Raw genomic sequence first — 13,307 nt, forward strand, 5'->3', positions numbered from 1 at the left:
TAGCCTCCTTGAATCAGGATTGCGCCGAATCCCAGATTGTGACTCTCCCCTTTCAGCAGAGGCCGTCGTAAAAGTCCTCATCGCCTCGGGGGAGAAGGAACTGTTTTGACTGTTACGACACTCTCCATCAAGAGGGGAGCTTTCAATCTCGCTGAAAAAGGTGTTTTCCAAAACGAATCATCCCTTGTTAGCAGGGCTCAAGTCATATTTTCCGCAAAACGCTTGGCGCGGCCGCGGCAAAATCGGCTAAGCTAACGCGATCAACTTTACCGTAGGCGGAACGACGATGGCAGAAAACGAACAGATTCTCATTGGGCAACTGGTGGAAGTGCGCGGCGACGGCATGGACGCCCGCCTCACCGAGGAACACTCGACCGCGGCGCCCATCATCAAGGTCGGCAACGAAGAAATCCTGGCCGGCAATATCGGTTCTTACGTGGTGATACGGCAATCGACTATCAGTGTGTTGGCGCTGGTGTTCAAGATGTGGGAGCGCGATCGTTTCGATAGCCTCGGCAACCGCGCCAGCGACCGCTTCATTTCCTTGATTCCGGTCGGCGAATTGACGACGGACAACGTGTTCATCCGTGGCGTGCGGCATTACCCGACCCCCGGCGCCAGCGTCTATGCGGTCGGCCTGAGCGAAATCAACGCGATTTTCGTCAAATTCCGCCAATACGAGTTTTTCATCGGCCAACTGGCCTCGCAGAAAGACTACCACCTGAGCCTGGACCCGCGCGCCTTGTTCGGCCGCCATTTCGCGATTTTGGGCCAGTCCGGTTCCGGCAAATCCTGGACCGTCACCAGCTTGATCCAGCATACCATCAAGGCCATGCCCAAAACCCATCTGATTCTGCTGGATTTGCACGGCGAATATTGCTGGAAGGACGACGACGGCCGCATCCAATCGGCGTTTCCCAACGAAGTCGTCAATTACGTCGACGCGCTGGATCTGGAAATGCCGTATTGGATGATGAGCTATGCCGAGTTGGTGGATTTGTTCATCGACAAGGATGACAAGGGCGCCTCGATGCAAATGGCCTTCATGCGCGAGGTGCTGCAAACCTTGAAACGCAAGGAAGCCAAGGCGATAGGCCTGCCCGGTGTCACCATCGACACGCCGATTTTTTTCCCATTGGCGGAAATGTACATGCAGTTCAAGGCCGCCAACGAAGAGCGCAAGGATTTCGGCAAGACGCAAGGCGCATTGTTCGGTCAGTTCGATGAATTTTTAGTGCGCATGCAAAGCCGTTTCAACGACGTGCGCTACGATTTCTTGTTGAAACCGAAAAAACGCAATACCTCGGCCAGCATGGCGGACTTGCTGCGGCAGTTCATCGGCCTGGGCCAGAAAAAAGCCAATATCACCGTGGTCGATTTGAGCTCGGTGCCAACCGACATCCGGCCGGCGGTTTCGGCGCAAGTCGGCCGCCTGGCTTATGAATTCAACTACTGGAATCCGAAACGGCGCGAATTTCCGATCACCCTGATCTGCGAGGAAGCCCACGCCTATATTCCGCGGGAAAAAGGCGGCCAATTCGACGGCACCAAGAAGATGATGGAAAGGATCGCCAAGGAAGGCAGGAAATACGGGGTATCCATAGGCGTCGTCAGCCAACGGCCGACCGAATTATCGGAGACCATGCTGGCGCAATGCAGCTCTTTCATTTGTCTGCGCACCACCAACCCGGACGACCAGGCTTATATTCGCGGACTGGTACCGGAAGCGGAAGGCGATTTGACCGACATATTGACATCATTGGGCCGCGGCGAGGCTTTGGTCTTGGGTGAAGCCGCCCCGCTGCCAACCCGGGTGCAAATCTATCGACCCAACCCGGAACCCAAGAGTAACGACGTCGATTACTTCACTGGCTGGCGCGAAGGCCCGGACGATCTGGACGTGGATGGCATCGTCAACAACTGGCGCACGCAAACAAGGCAATGAAACCCAACATTTTGCTTGCGTTGGATTTCGCCATATCAAGCCAACTCGGACATTCATTGCCCTGCCTGGAATAACGCCTTATTCCAGCAATTGAAAAAAATCCTTAGGCGCGCCGCAGATCGGACAGGACCAGTCATCCGGGATGTCGGCCCAACGGGTTCCCGGCGCAATGCCGCTATCGGGATCTCCCTTTGCTTCATCGTAGATATGCTCGCATTCCCTGCATTGATATTTTTTGAAGTCGGACATCATGCTTCTCCTGAAAGGTAATTTATGAAGGAAAACTTCTGGATGTTTGAAGATCGCGTCGGCCAGCGCCTCATCGTTCCAGCGCTTCTGACACTCGCCGCTTGAGCATGGGAAGCAATTCGCTCGCAAACCATGGATTCCGACTCAGCCAGATATTGTTTCGCGGACTGGGATGTGGAAGCGGGATTCTGTGAGGCCAATAGGAACGCCAGCTCCGGACCCTATCGGTTAGTGACAAGCCATCTGCAATCATGTGATATGCCTGCGCATACTGTCCGACGAGCAAGGTCACTTCCAGTTGACGCAATTGCTCAAGCAGCCGCTCTCGCCAAGCCGCCGCGCATTCGGACCGTGGCGGAAGGTCACCGGATTTACCGGTACCGGGAAAACAAAGACCCATCGGTAGTATCGCTATTCGTTGCGAGTCATAGAAAACTTCACGCGTCACCCCCATCCACTCGCGCAGGCGATCTCCGCTGGCATCATCAAAAGGTAGCCCCGATTCATGCGCCTTCCTGCCGGGAGCCTGGGCTGCAATCAACACTCTGGCCTCAGAGCCTAATTGCAGAATTGGCCGCGCGGGATGCGGCAAATTTGCCGCACAAATCGAGCAATCGCTCAGTTCAGCCAACAACGAAGCAAGTTGATTCATGCAACGATCACTGCGGCGTTGCGAAAATCAGCCAGCTTATTCGCTGCCGGCATGCAAAGCGTGTCGCGCGTATCCATGGCGCCACCAATCGCACTTGGTCCCCAATCAAAACGCAAATACATGACCGGTTTCTTCCTCCTGCATAGGGCATGCTCAGCATGTTTAATCATCGAATAAGCAAGCGTTTTCCTGGATCACGACCGCCTGATTATGCGCCATGTCCTTTGCCGCATAGACAAGCGTAACGGTACCCTTGTCCATTGCCTGCCTGAGGGCCCGGATTGGCTCAGGATTATGCTTCAGTTCGTCAAGATAGCGCCGCTTGAATTCATGCCACTTGTCGGGATCGTGGTCGAACCAATTTCGTAGCTCAGCGCTGGGCGCAATGTCCTTGAGCCATAGATCGATGCGTGCTTGTTCTTTGGTCAAGCCGCGCGGCCACATCCTGTCCACGAGGATGCGCCGACCATCATACTCATCCGGCGGATCGTATACGCGCTTAATCCTCAATCGTTGCTTGTGTGGCTGTTGCATGAAGACCCGGTTCGTTTATCCCAAAAAATCATTCGTCCACGAAAAGTACGAAATACACGAAAATTATCAGCGGATAAGCCTAAGGAATATGTGAGAAATATGCTCGACAATGGTAGGTGCGAATTCATTCGCCCTGTGCGGATAAATCCGCACAGGGCGAATACTGGCATAGATTATTTTATGTTCATTCCTAAGCCTTTTTACTCCAGTCACAACTCGGGAGCGCAATGGCTTTAGTTATTGCCGGATAGCACCGGTGTTTTTGGCTTTTACGCCCCCCCCAGTCAGGCGAGGGAACAAAACGTGGAAGCTATTTTGCACGGCGTCATCAGTCGGACAAATAATATTCCACTGTCGAGACTACCCTGACCTTTTTGATATGCGGATTGTTTTTGTCTCTGTCTTCTATGGAAAACTGGCCTTGGGATGCTTGCTTGATTTTTCCCAGCTTGCTGTTTGAATCCGCCGCGAATTTTCCGGCCACTTCCCTGGCATTGCGCGTGGCCTCTTCTATCATTTCCGGCTTGACCTCATTTAACCGAGTAAATAGATACTCGGTCTTGACTTGGTAGTCTTCGCCGGAAAATGCGATTCCGCTTTTGCCCAGTTCGGACAACGAATTCATCAGCGGCTGTACCTTTTTGATGTTTTTTGAGTAGACCGTCACGGTCTGCGTGGCGGTGTAGCGAAATTCCGCCTTTTCGGTTTGGCCAAATTCGCGCGCGGATTTGTCCGTTATGGCGGGGCTGGACACGGTGATTTCGTCCGGGCTGATAGCGTTTTTGACCAGAAAATCTTTGATTTGTCCAGTGCTGTCGTCAACGGCATTATAGAGGTCAACCAGGCTATTGTTTGCCTGGGTAAATTGAATGGGCCAGATCACGATGTCCGCGTCAAACTCCCGTTCCGACAAGCCTTTGACGGTGACGCTACGCTCACATTTTTTCACCTCGATCGCCGCATCAGCCAATAAATACCCTAACGACAGCAAGCCGAGAAAAATGAAAACACCGAGCAAAAAAGCGCTTGTTTTGGTTTCGGTAAGCATGGATTCCCCCTCACAAAGACAAAAAACCGGCAAGATCTTGCCTGCTGGTTATGACAGCAAAACCGCCGACAGCAGCCATTTATCGAACATGTCCAGGCAAACTATCAGCGGAGTGTCGTAAAAGTCCCTCGCCTCGTGGACGGGGGAAATCAATAGAATTATATCCTCTCATCCCAACCTTCTCCCGCCGGGAGAAGGAATTAGCCTACCTTAATATATGCGCCAGAGGACGAGGGAGGAAAACGCGGTCAAGCCCAGCTAATCAGGCGCTCAGATCGCCTTTTGCGGCCGCCGCGGCTTGTTGCGCCTCGAATTTTTTACGCTTGTCGCATTTTTCGGTACAAATGCAGTTGCCGGTACCGCCACAGGAACCTTTGATGGCATTGCGGCCAAAGATTACCCCCACCGCCATGATCGCAATCACGATCAGCATGAAAATAAATGTCGCTAAAAAATAGCCCATCGCCTTTCTCCTAAATTTTCAAAACCTGTAAAACAAAAAACGAGGAGAAATCCTTATGATCGCTCCTCGTTCCTTGTCAGCGCTATGCGTGCTTAACCGCCGAAGTCGTCCAGGAAGATGTTTTCCCTGTCAACGCCGTTGGCCAGCAGCATATTGATCACCGATGAGTTCATGATCGGAGGTCCGCACATGTAGAACTCACAGTCTTCGGGTGCCGGATGGTTCTTGATGAACTCTTCGAACAACACGTTGTGGATGAAGCCGGTGTAACCGGTCCAGTTGTCCTCCGGTAGCGGATCGGACAATGCCACGTGCCATTTGAAGTTTTCGTTTTCGCGTTGCAGCATGTCGAAATCTTCCACATAGAACATTTCGCGCTTGCTGCGGGCACCGTACCAGAAGGTGATCTTGCGCTTGGATTTCAGCCTGCGCAACTGGTCGAAGATGTGCGAACGCATGGGGGCCATACCCGCGCCACCACCGATGAAGACCATTTCGGCGTCGGTGTCCTTGGCGAAGAATTCACCGTAAGGACCGGATACCCAAACCTTGTCGCCCGGTTTCAGGTTGAAGATGAACGACGACATGATGCCCGGCGGTGTGCCTTCCGGCGCATTCGGCGGCGGCGTGGCAATACGGACGTTCAGCATGATTTCCTTCTCTTCGGGATAGGAAGCCATCGAGTATGCACGCAAGGTAGGTTCCTTAACCTCGGAGACATAGCGCCACAGATTGAATTTATCCCAATCCGGACGGTATTCCTCGGCGACGTTCATATCCGCGTATTTTGAAACGTGCGGCGGACATTCGATCTGGATATAACCACCGGCACGGTAGTTGATCGCTTCGCCTTCCGGCAATTGCAATACCAATTCCTTGATGAAGGTCGCGACGTTGTCGTTGGACTTGACCGTGCATTCCCATTTTTTGACGCCGAATACGCTGTCTTCCACCTCGACTTCCATATCGGTTTTGACGGACACCTGGCACGCCAGACGTTCGCCGTGAGCCGCTTCACGTTTGGTAATGTGCGACAGTTCGGTCGGCAAAATGTCGCCGCCGCCTTTATGGACCTTGACTTTACATTGACCACAGGAACCGCCACCACCACAGGCAGAAGACACGAACAACTGGTTGTCGGACAACGCGTTTAACAATTTGGAGCCCGCTGGCACATGGATCTTCTTCTCGCTATTGATCAGAATTTCCACGTCTCCGGCGGCCACCAGCTTCTTCTTCGCGCCGATGATCATAAACACCAGCGCAATCACGATAGCCGTGAAGAAAATAACACCTAATGCAATTTCTAGCATTACGATACCCTTACAATTGAATTCCAGAGAACGCCATGAAGCCCAGAGACATCAAGCCGGCGGTAATAAATGTGATGCCCAGACCTTGCAGTGCGGCAGGCACGTCGCTGTATTTCAGTTTTTCACGCACACCAGCCATCAAGGTGATCGCCAGTGCCCAGCCAAAACCGGAACCGATACCGTAAACAACGCTCTCGCCGAAGTTGTAGTCGCGTTCGATCATGAACAAACTACCCGCCAGAATCGCGCAGTTCACGGTGATCAACGGCAGGAAAATACCCAGCGCGTTATACAGCGCAGGCACGAACTTATCCAGGAACATTTCCAGAATCTGTACGATCGCCGCGATCATGCCGATACAGCTCAGAAGGCTCAAAAAGCTCAAATCGACGCCGGTGATACCCAGCCACGACAAGGCATCTTCCTTCAACAAAGTTTGGTAGATGAAGTTGTTGGCCGGCACGGTCAAGGTTTGTACCACCATCACCGCAACCCCCAATCCCATCGCTGTGGAAATCTTCTTGGACACGGCCAAGAAGGTACACATGCCCAGGAAGAAGGACAGGGCCAAGTTTTCAATGAAAACCGCTTTAACAAATAAGCTGATATAGGCTTCCATTAGTGGTGCCCTCCTTCACCGTGAGCAATAGCCATGATTTTGAACTCGTTGTGTTCTACTTGTTTCGGCTTCCAGGTACGGAAGGCCCAAATGATCAAACCGATCACGAAGAACGCGCTAGGCGGCAACAGCATCAAACCGTTCGGCACGTACCAGCCACCATCTTTGACCAATGGCAATACTTCGAAACCCAACAATTTGCCGGAACCCAAGGTTTCGCGCACCAAGGCCACCAGGATCAGGATCAAGCTGTAACCCGCGCCGTTGCCGATACCGTCGATGAAGCTTTGCAATGGCGGATTCTTCATAGCATAGGCTTCGGCGCGCCCCATCACGATACAGTTGGTGATGATCAAACCGACGAATACCGACAGTTTTTTACTGACGTCGAAGGCAAACGCTTTCAACAATTGATCGACCACGATAACCAGCGACGCAATGATGATCATCTGCACGATGATCCGGATGCTGCTGGGCGTGTGTTGACGCACCGCGCTGATCGCCGCGCTGGAACACGCGGTAACCGAAGTCAAGGCCAAAGCCATGATCAACGAGGTCGACATTTGCGAAGTCACCGCCAGCGCCGAACAAACCCCGAGCACCTGCAGGGTGATCGGGTTGTTATCGACCAACGGTTCGAATAACACTTTTTTAGTTTCTTTATCCATGACGATTCCTAACCGTTTGATTTGATTTTATTCAGGTAAGGCGCGAAACCTTCCGGCCCCATCCAATACAGAATCAGGTTGCTGACACCGCGGCTGGTCAAGGTCGCACCGGCCAGACCGTCAACTTTGTACGCTGCATCGGGACGGCCGGTGTCGACAGTGCCTTTGACCAGGGTCAGAGCGACGTCGCCATTGTCACCGTAAACTTTTTTACCTTTCCAAAGCGCGCGCCAGTTGGGGTTGACGACTTCGCCACCCAGGCCCGGGGTTTCACCCTGGTCGTACAAGTTGATGCTTTGCACGGTCTGACCATCCGCTTCCAGAGCCAGGAAGCCGTACATGGTTGACCACAGGCCGTAACCGTTGATCGGCAGAATGATGGATTGCAACTGATCGCCATTTTTCACTAAAAACACTTTCGCGACCTTGGCTTTGGTGCGAATGCTGGCGATATCCTTGTCAGTCGGAATCACCTCGTTTTGCGCGGGATCCTTGGCGGCTTTGCGTTGGTCGTATTCGTCGACGTTACCATCGACATACTCGCCGGTCGCCAGATCCACCAATTTGGCTTCGATACGCTCCTTGAAGGCCTGATCGATGTTGGTGCCGTCTTGCAACAAGCCCGCGACATCGAGAATGTTTTTCTTCATGTCCAGGGCTTTGTTGTGCGACTGCAAAGGCCGCAACGCAACGGTCGCAATCGAAACCAGTACCGCGCAGACCAGACACAGCGCCAGCGCGACGTTGATGGTTTTTTCCAGACTGTCGTTGCTCAGCGCCAGAATACGATCGGCATAAGCTCTGAACTGTTCGTAATATTTGCAGAGCTGCTCGTTATACTTACAGGTTTTTTTCTCGGCATTAAGCATGGCGTTTGATCCTTCTTCTAATATTCGCTTGAACCACAAAGTAATCGATCAATGGTGCGAACATGTTGGAGAACAGAATCGCAAGCATGACTCCCTCGGGGAAAGCAGGGTTGATGACTCGGATGATAACGATCATGACGCCGATCAGGATGCCGTAGACCCAGCGGCCGGTATCGGTGTTGGCTGCGGAAACGGGATCGGTGGCCATATAGACGGTACCAAAGGCAAAACCACCCAATACCATGTGCCAGTACCAGGGAATCGCGAACATTGGATTGGTCGTGCTGCCGATCACGTTCAACAAGGTGGACATCGCGATCATGCCGATCATGACACCGCCCATGATGCGGTAGGAGGCGACACGGGTGTACAACAAGAACGCGGCGCCTAGCAAACAGGCCAGCGTGGATGTTTCACCCATGGAACCCGGAATGAAGCCGAAGAAGGCTTGCAACCAGCTGAAGCTGCCCTTGATCGCTTCCAAGCCACCGGCAGAAGCCAGCGACAAGGCTGTCGCGCCGCTGTAACCGTCGACCGCAACCCAGACCGCATCACCGGAAATCGAAGCAGGATACGCGAAAAACAGGAAGGCACGACCGGTCAAGGCTGGATTCAGGAAGTTTTTACCGGTACCACCGAAAACCTCTTTGCCCAACACGATGCCGAACGAGATACCCAGCGCCACTTGCCACAAAGGCATGTCGGGCGGCAGGATCAGGGTATACAACATCGAGGAGACCAGGAAGCCTTCGTTGACTTCGTGCTTGCGCACGGTCGCGAACAACACTTCCCAGATACCGCCTACCGCCAAGGTCGTGATGTAGATCGGGAAGAAATACAGCATGCCGTGGACCAGGCACGACAACGGGTTGTACGGGTTGTAACCGAACAACGCCATGATCAGGCTGCGCCAGCCGTTGGTTTCTTCCAGACCCATGCCCTTCATCGCCATGTTGGCTTGATAGCCGGTGTTGTACCAGGCCATCAGGATACAGAATGCCGTAGCGATCACTACGAAGGTCATGGTTCGTTTCAGGTCGTTGCCGTCGCGAACGTGGGTTTTACCGCGTGTTACATCGGACGGCGTATACATGAAAGTATCCACCATCTCATAGAGACCGTAGTACTTTTCGAACTTGCCGCCTTTTGTAAAATGCGGCTCTATGCTATCTAATAAGTCTCTAGCCGACATTTATCCTTCCTTCTCGATTTTAGTTAAATTAGCTCTGAGCACAGGCGCGAAATCGTGCTTGCCCGGATCGACGAAGGTGAACAAGGAAACGTCTTCTTCGTTCAACTCCAAGCAACCCAAGGCTTGCGCGGAATCGGTATCGCCGACCACGATGGCTTTCAACAACGGCGTCGCCAAAATGTCCATGGGCATCACGGATTCATAGACACCCACCGGTACAATGGCGCGGTTACTGCCGTTTTTATCGGTAGTCAATGGAAATTGACGACCACTTTGCCTATCCTTGCTCGACACATAAACATTCATCGCCGAATACTTGTCTTTTCCAGGCACGATCCAGCCGAAGAATTCGCGATCACGGCCTTCTTTCAACGCGGAAACTTGCAAAGTATTAGCGCCCAGATAGGCAACAGGGCCGGTGGCTTCGTGGCCGTACAACACGGAACCGGAAATCACCCGGCTTTCCACGTCGTCCTGCAATTCACCCGCCACCAAGTCTTGCAGGTTCGCACCGGCACGCGTGCGCACCAAGCGTGGGTTTTTGACCGTAGGCCCGGCCAATGCAACCACTCTCTCGACATTCAGTTTACCGGTGGTAAACAGCGTGCCAATCGCAATGACGGCTTGGTAATCGATATGCCAGACGAATTTGTTGATGCTGACGGGGTCGATGAAGTGGATGTGGGTACTGGGCAGACCCGCTGGATGTGGTCCCGCAAATTCGGCCACTTGAACAGCCGCATTGCTGACGATGTCCACGCCGGTTGCCTTGCACAAATAGGTTTTGCCATTGGTCAGCTTGGAAATCACAGTCAAGCCATTAGCAAAGTCGTTGGCACGTTCTTTGATGATGACTGACGGATCGGCCGCCAAAGGACGGGTATCGATAGCCGTGACAAAAATCGAACTCGGCGTGCCATCGATCGCGGGGACTTTGCCGTAAGGGCGCGTGACAAAGGATGTCCAAAGCCCGGATGCCGCCAGATTCTCTTTTACCTGCTCCACTGACAAGCTGGCCAATTCGGCTTCACCATAGCTGGCAAACTTTTCCTGGTCGTTACCCTTCAGCTCGATCACCACGGACAGCAAAGCACGTCTGTCGCCGCGATGAATCGCCTTGACGATACCGGCACCGGGCGCGGTAAAGTTGACACCAGGATTTTGTTTGTCGGAAAACAGGACTTGGCCCAGTTTGACCTTATCCCCCTCCGCCACCATCATCTTCGGCTTCAGACCCACGTAATCGCCGCCCAACAGGGCTACCGACTTGACGCTGTTGCCATCGGTTATCTTTTGTTCGGGTCCACCCGTAATGGGCAAATCCAAACCTTTTTTAATAGTAAATTGCATAATTGATACGCCTGCTCTCCAGACAAATTGCAGCCAAAAGCCCCCCTAAGTTACCGCTAAAATTTAGGGGGCAGTTCAAGACATAAAACCCTCACATTACATCACAACTAACCGGCTTTCTCAACGACAAATCCATGCCCGTCCTCCCCTACGAAAGCCAGCAAACCACGCCCACGGACCACATAGTGTCGATTAAATATCAATTACCTTGTTGATGTCAAAACCATTTACTTCGCGCCGACCAAGATAGCCGCGCGTGTTGCTCAAAATCCGCGCATCGGCAATACGATAATCTCCCAAATTATGCACATGCCCATGAAACCAGGCCGCGATTTCGTATTCATGAAACAACCATTTCAGATCATTGCAATAAGCCATTTTCTTCAACGCATTGGGTGTTTCTATCCAGCTCCATTCGGTCGGCGCATGGTGCGTCACAACCACCGTACGCCCCGCATAAGGTTGAGCCAATTGTTTTTCCAGCCAACGCCTGGACTCTTGGTGCAATTCGGAAAAATGATTTTGGTTGAATTCGTCGTCATGAAACCGAATTTTGCGAAAATCGTTCAGCGTCTTGCCAATGGCCCGAGCCTTGTCTGCGCCATCTACGAATAAATCGGTCCACAACGTACAACCCAGGAACCTTACGCCCTGGAAAAACCACAGATCTTGCTCTAGAAACTGAATGTTGCTGCCGGCACATTCCTGACGCAACATTGCCAATACCTGATTGTATTCTGCGTTGTAAAACTCGTGATTCCCCGCGACGTAGACCACCGGTTTTTTGATAGCTTTCAGCCAATCCACCCCTTGCCTGAAAACGCCGATGTCGCCCGCGGCGATTACGACATCTGCATTGGTCTCCGGCAGACTTTGCTCGCCAAACTCAAGGTGTACATCAGAAAAATAATTGATCCGCACAATTTGCTCTTTCGTCTTACTAGTAAGGGGGTATAATTTGGAAACCCAAGTGAATTACTTGGTAATTTTCAGATAACTTTGATTTTTTGCAAACAATTCTATGTCGATTAGCCCCAGAAAACACACACAACAGGTTTTGGTTGGTAACATTAAAGTCGGTGGCGGCGCCCCGATTGTCGTGCAATCGATGACCAATACCGATACCGCCGATGTTGCAGGAAGCGTTCAACAGATCATGGAATTAGCTACGGCCGGCTCTGAAGTAGTCAGAGTAACCGTCAACACCGAGGAAGCAGCCAAAGCCGTGCCCGAAATCGTCAACCAGCTGGCGCAAAAAGGCTTCGACACGCCCATTATCGGCGACTTCCATTTCAACGGCCACAAGTTACTGGAAAAATACCCCGACTGCGCGCAAGCCCTGGCCAAATACCGCATCAATCCCGGCAACGTCGGCAAAGGCAAGGCCCGCGATCCGCAATTCCAGCAAATGATCGAATTCGCGATCCAATACAACAAACCCGTGCGCATCGGTGTCAACGGGGGCAGCTTGGATCAGGCGGTGCTGACACGCTTGCTGGATGAAAACCGTCAATTGGCCGAACCCAAGGAATTGCCCGCCATTACCCGCGAAGCCATCGTGCTGTCTGCCCTGGAAAGCGCCGCCAAAGCTCAGGAAATCGGCCTGGGTAAAGACAAAATCATTCTGTCCTGCAAAATCAGCAACGTACAGGAATTGATCAGCATCTACGAAGACCTTTCCAACCGCTGCGACTATGCCTTGCACCTGGGCCTGACCGAAGCCGGCATGGGCTCCAAAGGCATCGTAGCTTCCGCCGCCGCCTTGGGCGTATTGATGCAACAAGGCATAGGCGACACCATCCGCATCTCATTGACCCCCGAACCCGGCGCCGCACGCACCAAGGAAGTCATCGTGGCGCAAGAAATTCTGCAAACCATGGGCTTCCGCTCGTTCACGCCGATGGTTATCGCCTGCCCCGGCTGCGGCCGCACCACCAGCGATTACTTCCAACGCCTGGCACAAGACATCCAAGCATTTTTACGCGAACAAATGCCGGTCTGGAAAACCAAATACAAAGGCGTGGAAAACATGGAAGTCGCAGTCATGGGGTGCGTCGTGAATGGCCCCGGCGAAAGCAAGAATGCCAACATCGGCATCAGCCTGCCCGGCAGCGGCGAATCCCCAGTTGCGCCGGTTTATGAAGACGGCGTCAAAACCGTCACCTTGAAAGGCGACAACATTGCAGCCGAGTTCCAGACTTTAGTAGAAAAATACATCGAATCGCATTACGGCGCCCATTAAGCTCGCTGAGCGTGCAAAAGGCGGCTTCAAGCCGCCTTTTTTGTTTATACTTCCTACATCCTTTTGAATTTTTGACGATTTTTGTTTATTTTCCGAACCTAATTTTTTTGGAGTGATGCGCCAATAATCCCAGAAAAAGATGCCGGCCCGCGAAAGACACAAA

15 protein-coding genes are annotated in these 13,307 nt (G+C 52.6%); 2 read left to right on the forward strand and 13 right to left on the reverse strand.

What is annotated here, in order from left to right; all coding sequences use genetic code 11:
• Positions 1 to 286: 286 nt before the first annotated feature.
• Positions 287 to 1,945, forward strand: coding sequence for an ATP-binding protein (locus NM686_RS14035; RefSeq protein WP_255188461.1), 1,659 nt, complete (start codon positions 287 to 289; stop codon positions 1,943 to 1,945).
• A gap of 78 nt (positions 1,946 to 2,023) precedes the next feature.
• Here NM686_RS14035 and NM686_RS14040 read toward each other — a convergent pair whose 3' ends face one another.
• From NM686_RS14040 to NM686_RS14100, 13 genes are all read right to left on the reverse strand, one after another.
• The gene (locus NM686_RS14040) at positions 2,024 to 2,194 is read right to left on the reverse strand and encodes a rubredoxin (RefSeq protein ID WP_255188462.1); all 171 of its coding nucleotides are present in this window, start codon (positions 2,192 to 2,194) and stop codon (positions 2,024 to 2,026) included.
• A gap of 70 nt (positions 2,195 to 2,264) precedes the next feature.
• A complete protein-coding gene (locus tag NM686_RS14045; RefSeq protein WP_255188463.1) occupies positions 2,265 to 2,846 on the reverse strand; it encodes a uracil-DNA glycosylase family protein in 582 nt (193 codons plus the stop codon).
• On the reverse strand, positions 2,843 to 2,968 hold the full coding sequence (locus NM686_RS14050) for a hypothetical protein (protein ID WP_269021816.1): 126 nt from the start codon (positions 2,966 to 2,968) through the stop codon (positions 2,843 to 2,845). The genes NM686_RS14045 and NM686_RS14050 overlap by 4 nt, the downstream gene beginning before the upstream one ends.
• Positions 2,969 to 3,008: 40 nt before the next feature.
• Positions 3,009 to 3,380 (reverse strand): DUF488 domain-containing protein, encoded by a 372-nt coding sequence (locus tag NM686_RS14055; protein WP_255188465.1) that lies wholly within the window; start codon positions 3,378 to 3,380, stop codon positions 3,009 to 3,011.
• 328 nt (positions 3,381 to 3,708) lie between these two features.
• Positions 3,709 to 4,428, reverse strand: coding sequence for an SIMPL domain-containing protein (locus NM686_RS14060; RefSeq protein ID WP_255188466.1), 720 nt, complete (start codon positions 4,426 to 4,428; stop codon positions 3,709 to 3,711).
• Between the two features lie 262 nt (positions 4,429 to 4,690).
• The gene (gene nqrM, locus NM686_RS14065; RefSeq protein ID WP_255188467.1) at positions 4,691 to 4,891 is read right to left on the reverse strand and encodes a (Na+)-NQR maturation NqrM; all 201 of its coding nucleotides are present in this window, start codon (positions 4,889 to 4,891) and stop codon (positions 4,691 to 4,693) included.
• 92 nt (positions 4,892 to 4,983) lie between these two features.
• Positions 4,984 to 6,204, reverse strand: coding sequence for an NADH:ubiquinone reductase (Na(+)-transporting) subunit F (gene nqrF / locus NM686_RS14070; RefSeq protein WP_255188468.1), 1,221 nt, complete (start codon positions 6,202 to 6,204; stop codon positions 4,984 to 4,986).
• 10 nt (positions 6,205 to 6,214) lie between these two features.
• Positions 6,215 to 6,823 (reverse strand): NADH:ubiquinone reductase (Na(+)-transporting) subunit E, encoded by a 609-nt coding sequence (nqrE, locus tag NM686_RS14075; protein WP_255188469.1) that lies wholly within the window; start codon positions 6,821 to 6,823, stop codon positions 6,215 to 6,217.
• Positions 6,823 to 7,491, reverse strand: coding sequence for an NADH:ubiquinone reductase (Na(+)-transporting) subunit D (locus tag NM686_RS14080; protein ID WP_150048533.1), 669 nt, complete (start codon positions 7,489 to 7,491; stop codon positions 6,823 to 6,825). Before NM686_RS14080 ends, nqrE begins: the two co-directional genes overlap by 1 nt.
• 8 nt (positions 7,492 to 7,499) lie before the next feature.
• Positions 7,500 to 8,360, reverse strand: coding sequence for a Na(+)-translocating NADH-quinone reductase subunit C (locus NM686_RS14085; RefSeq protein ID WP_255188470.1), 861 nt, complete (start codon positions 8,358 to 8,360; stop codon positions 7,500 to 7,502).
• Positions 8,353 to 9,552: an NADH:ubiquinone reductase (Na(+)-transporting) subunit B gene (locus NM686_RS14090; RefSeq protein WP_255188471.1), complete on the reverse strand. Its 1,200-nt coding sequence runs from the start codon at positions 9,550 to 9,552 to the stop codon at positions 8,353 to 8,355. Before NM686_RS14090 ends, NM686_RS14085 begins: the two co-directional genes overlap by 8 nt.
• On the reverse strand, positions 9,553 to 10,902 hold the full coding sequence (locus NM686_RS14095) for a Na(+)-translocating NADH-quinone reductase subunit A (RefSeq protein ID WP_255188472.1): 1,350 nt from the start codon (positions 10,900 to 10,902) through the stop codon (positions 9,553 to 9,555).
• 192 nt (positions 10,903 to 11,094) lie between these two features.
• Positions 11,095 to 11,823 (reverse strand): metallophosphoesterase, encoded by a 729-nt coding sequence (locus NM686_RS14100; protein WP_255188473.1) that lies wholly within the window; start codon positions 11,821 to 11,823, stop codon positions 11,095 to 11,097.
• A gap of 100 nt (positions 11,824 to 11,923) precedes the next feature.
• Between NM686_RS14100 and ispG the strand changes: the two genes are divergently transcribed.
• Positions 11,924 to 13,144, forward strand: coding sequence for a flavodoxin-dependent (E)-4-hydroxy-3-methylbut-2-enyl-diphosphate synthase (ispG, locus tag NM686_RS14105; protein ID WP_255188474.1), 1,221 nt, complete (start codon positions 11,924 to 11,926; stop codon positions 13,142 to 13,144).
• The last annotated feature ends 163 nt before the right edge of the window (positions 13,145 to 13,307 follow it).

Source organism: Methylomonas rapida, from assembly GCF_024360925.2.
In the GTDB taxonomy this organism is placed as follows: Bacteria; Pseudomonadota; Gammaproteobacteria; order Methylococcales; family Methylomonadaceae; genus Methylomonas; species Methylomonas rapida.

What these genes read in the sequence shown, in the direction of transcription:
- NM686_RS14035 (WP_255188461.1), top strand. Translation starts at nt 287, where the DNA reads ATGGCAGAAAACGAACAGATTCTCATTGGGCAACTGGTGGAAGTGCGC.
- NM686_RS14040 (WP_255188462.1), bottom strand. Translation starts at nt 2,194, where the DNA reads ATGTCCGACTTCAAAAAATATCAATGCAGGGAATGCGAGCATATCTAC.
- NM686_RS14045 (WP_255188463.1), bottom strand. Translation starts at nt 2,846, where the DNA reads ATGAATCAACTTGCTTCGTTGTTGGCTGAACTGAGCGATTGCTCGATT.
- NM686_RS14050 (WP_269021816.1), bottom strand. Translation starts at nt 2,968, where the DNA reads ATGTATTTGCGTTTTGATTGGGGACCAAGTGCGATTGGTGGCGCCATG.
- NM686_RS14055 (WP_255188465.1), bottom strand. Translation starts at nt 3,380, where the DNA reads ATGCAACAGCCACACAAGCAACGATTGAGGATTAAGCGCGTATACGAT.
- NM686_RS14060 (WP_255188466.1), bottom strand. Translation starts at nt 4,428, where the DNA reads ATGCTTACCGAAACCAAAACAAGCGCTTTTTTGCTCGGTGTTTTCATT.
- nqrM (WP_255188467.1), bottom strand. Translation starts at nt 4,891, where the DNA reads ATGGGCTATTTTTTAGCGACATTTATTTTCATGCTGATCGTGATTGCG.
- nqrF (WP_255188468.1), bottom strand. Translation starts at nt 6,204, where the DNA reads ATGCTAGAAATTGCATTAGGTGTTATTTTCTTCACGGCTATCGTGATT.
- nqrE (WP_255188469.1), bottom strand. Translation starts at nt 6,823, where the DNA reads ATGGAAGCCTATATCAGCTTATTTGTTAAAGCGGTTTTCATTGAAAAC.
- NM686_RS14080 (WP_150048533.1), bottom strand. Translation starts at nt 7,491, where the DNA reads ATGGATAAAGAAACTAAAAAAGTGTTATTCGAACCGTTGGTCGATAAC.
- NM686_RS14085 (WP_255188470.1), bottom strand. Translation starts at nt 8,360, where the DNA reads ATGCTTAATGCCGAGAAAAAAACCTGTAAGTATAACGAGCAGCTCTGC.
- NM686_RS14090 (WP_255188471.1), bottom strand. Translation starts at nt 9,552, where the DNA reads ATGTCGGCTAGAGACTTATTAGATAGCATAGAGCCGCATTTTACAAAA.
- NM686_RS14095 (WP_255188472.1), bottom strand. Translation starts at nt 10,902, where the DNA reads ATGCAATTTACTATTAAAAAAGGTTTGGATTTGCCCATTACGGGTGGA.
- ispG (WP_255188474.1), top strand. Translation starts at nt 11,924, where the DNA reads ATGTCGATTAGCCCCAGAAAACACACACAACAGGTTTTGGTTGGTAAC.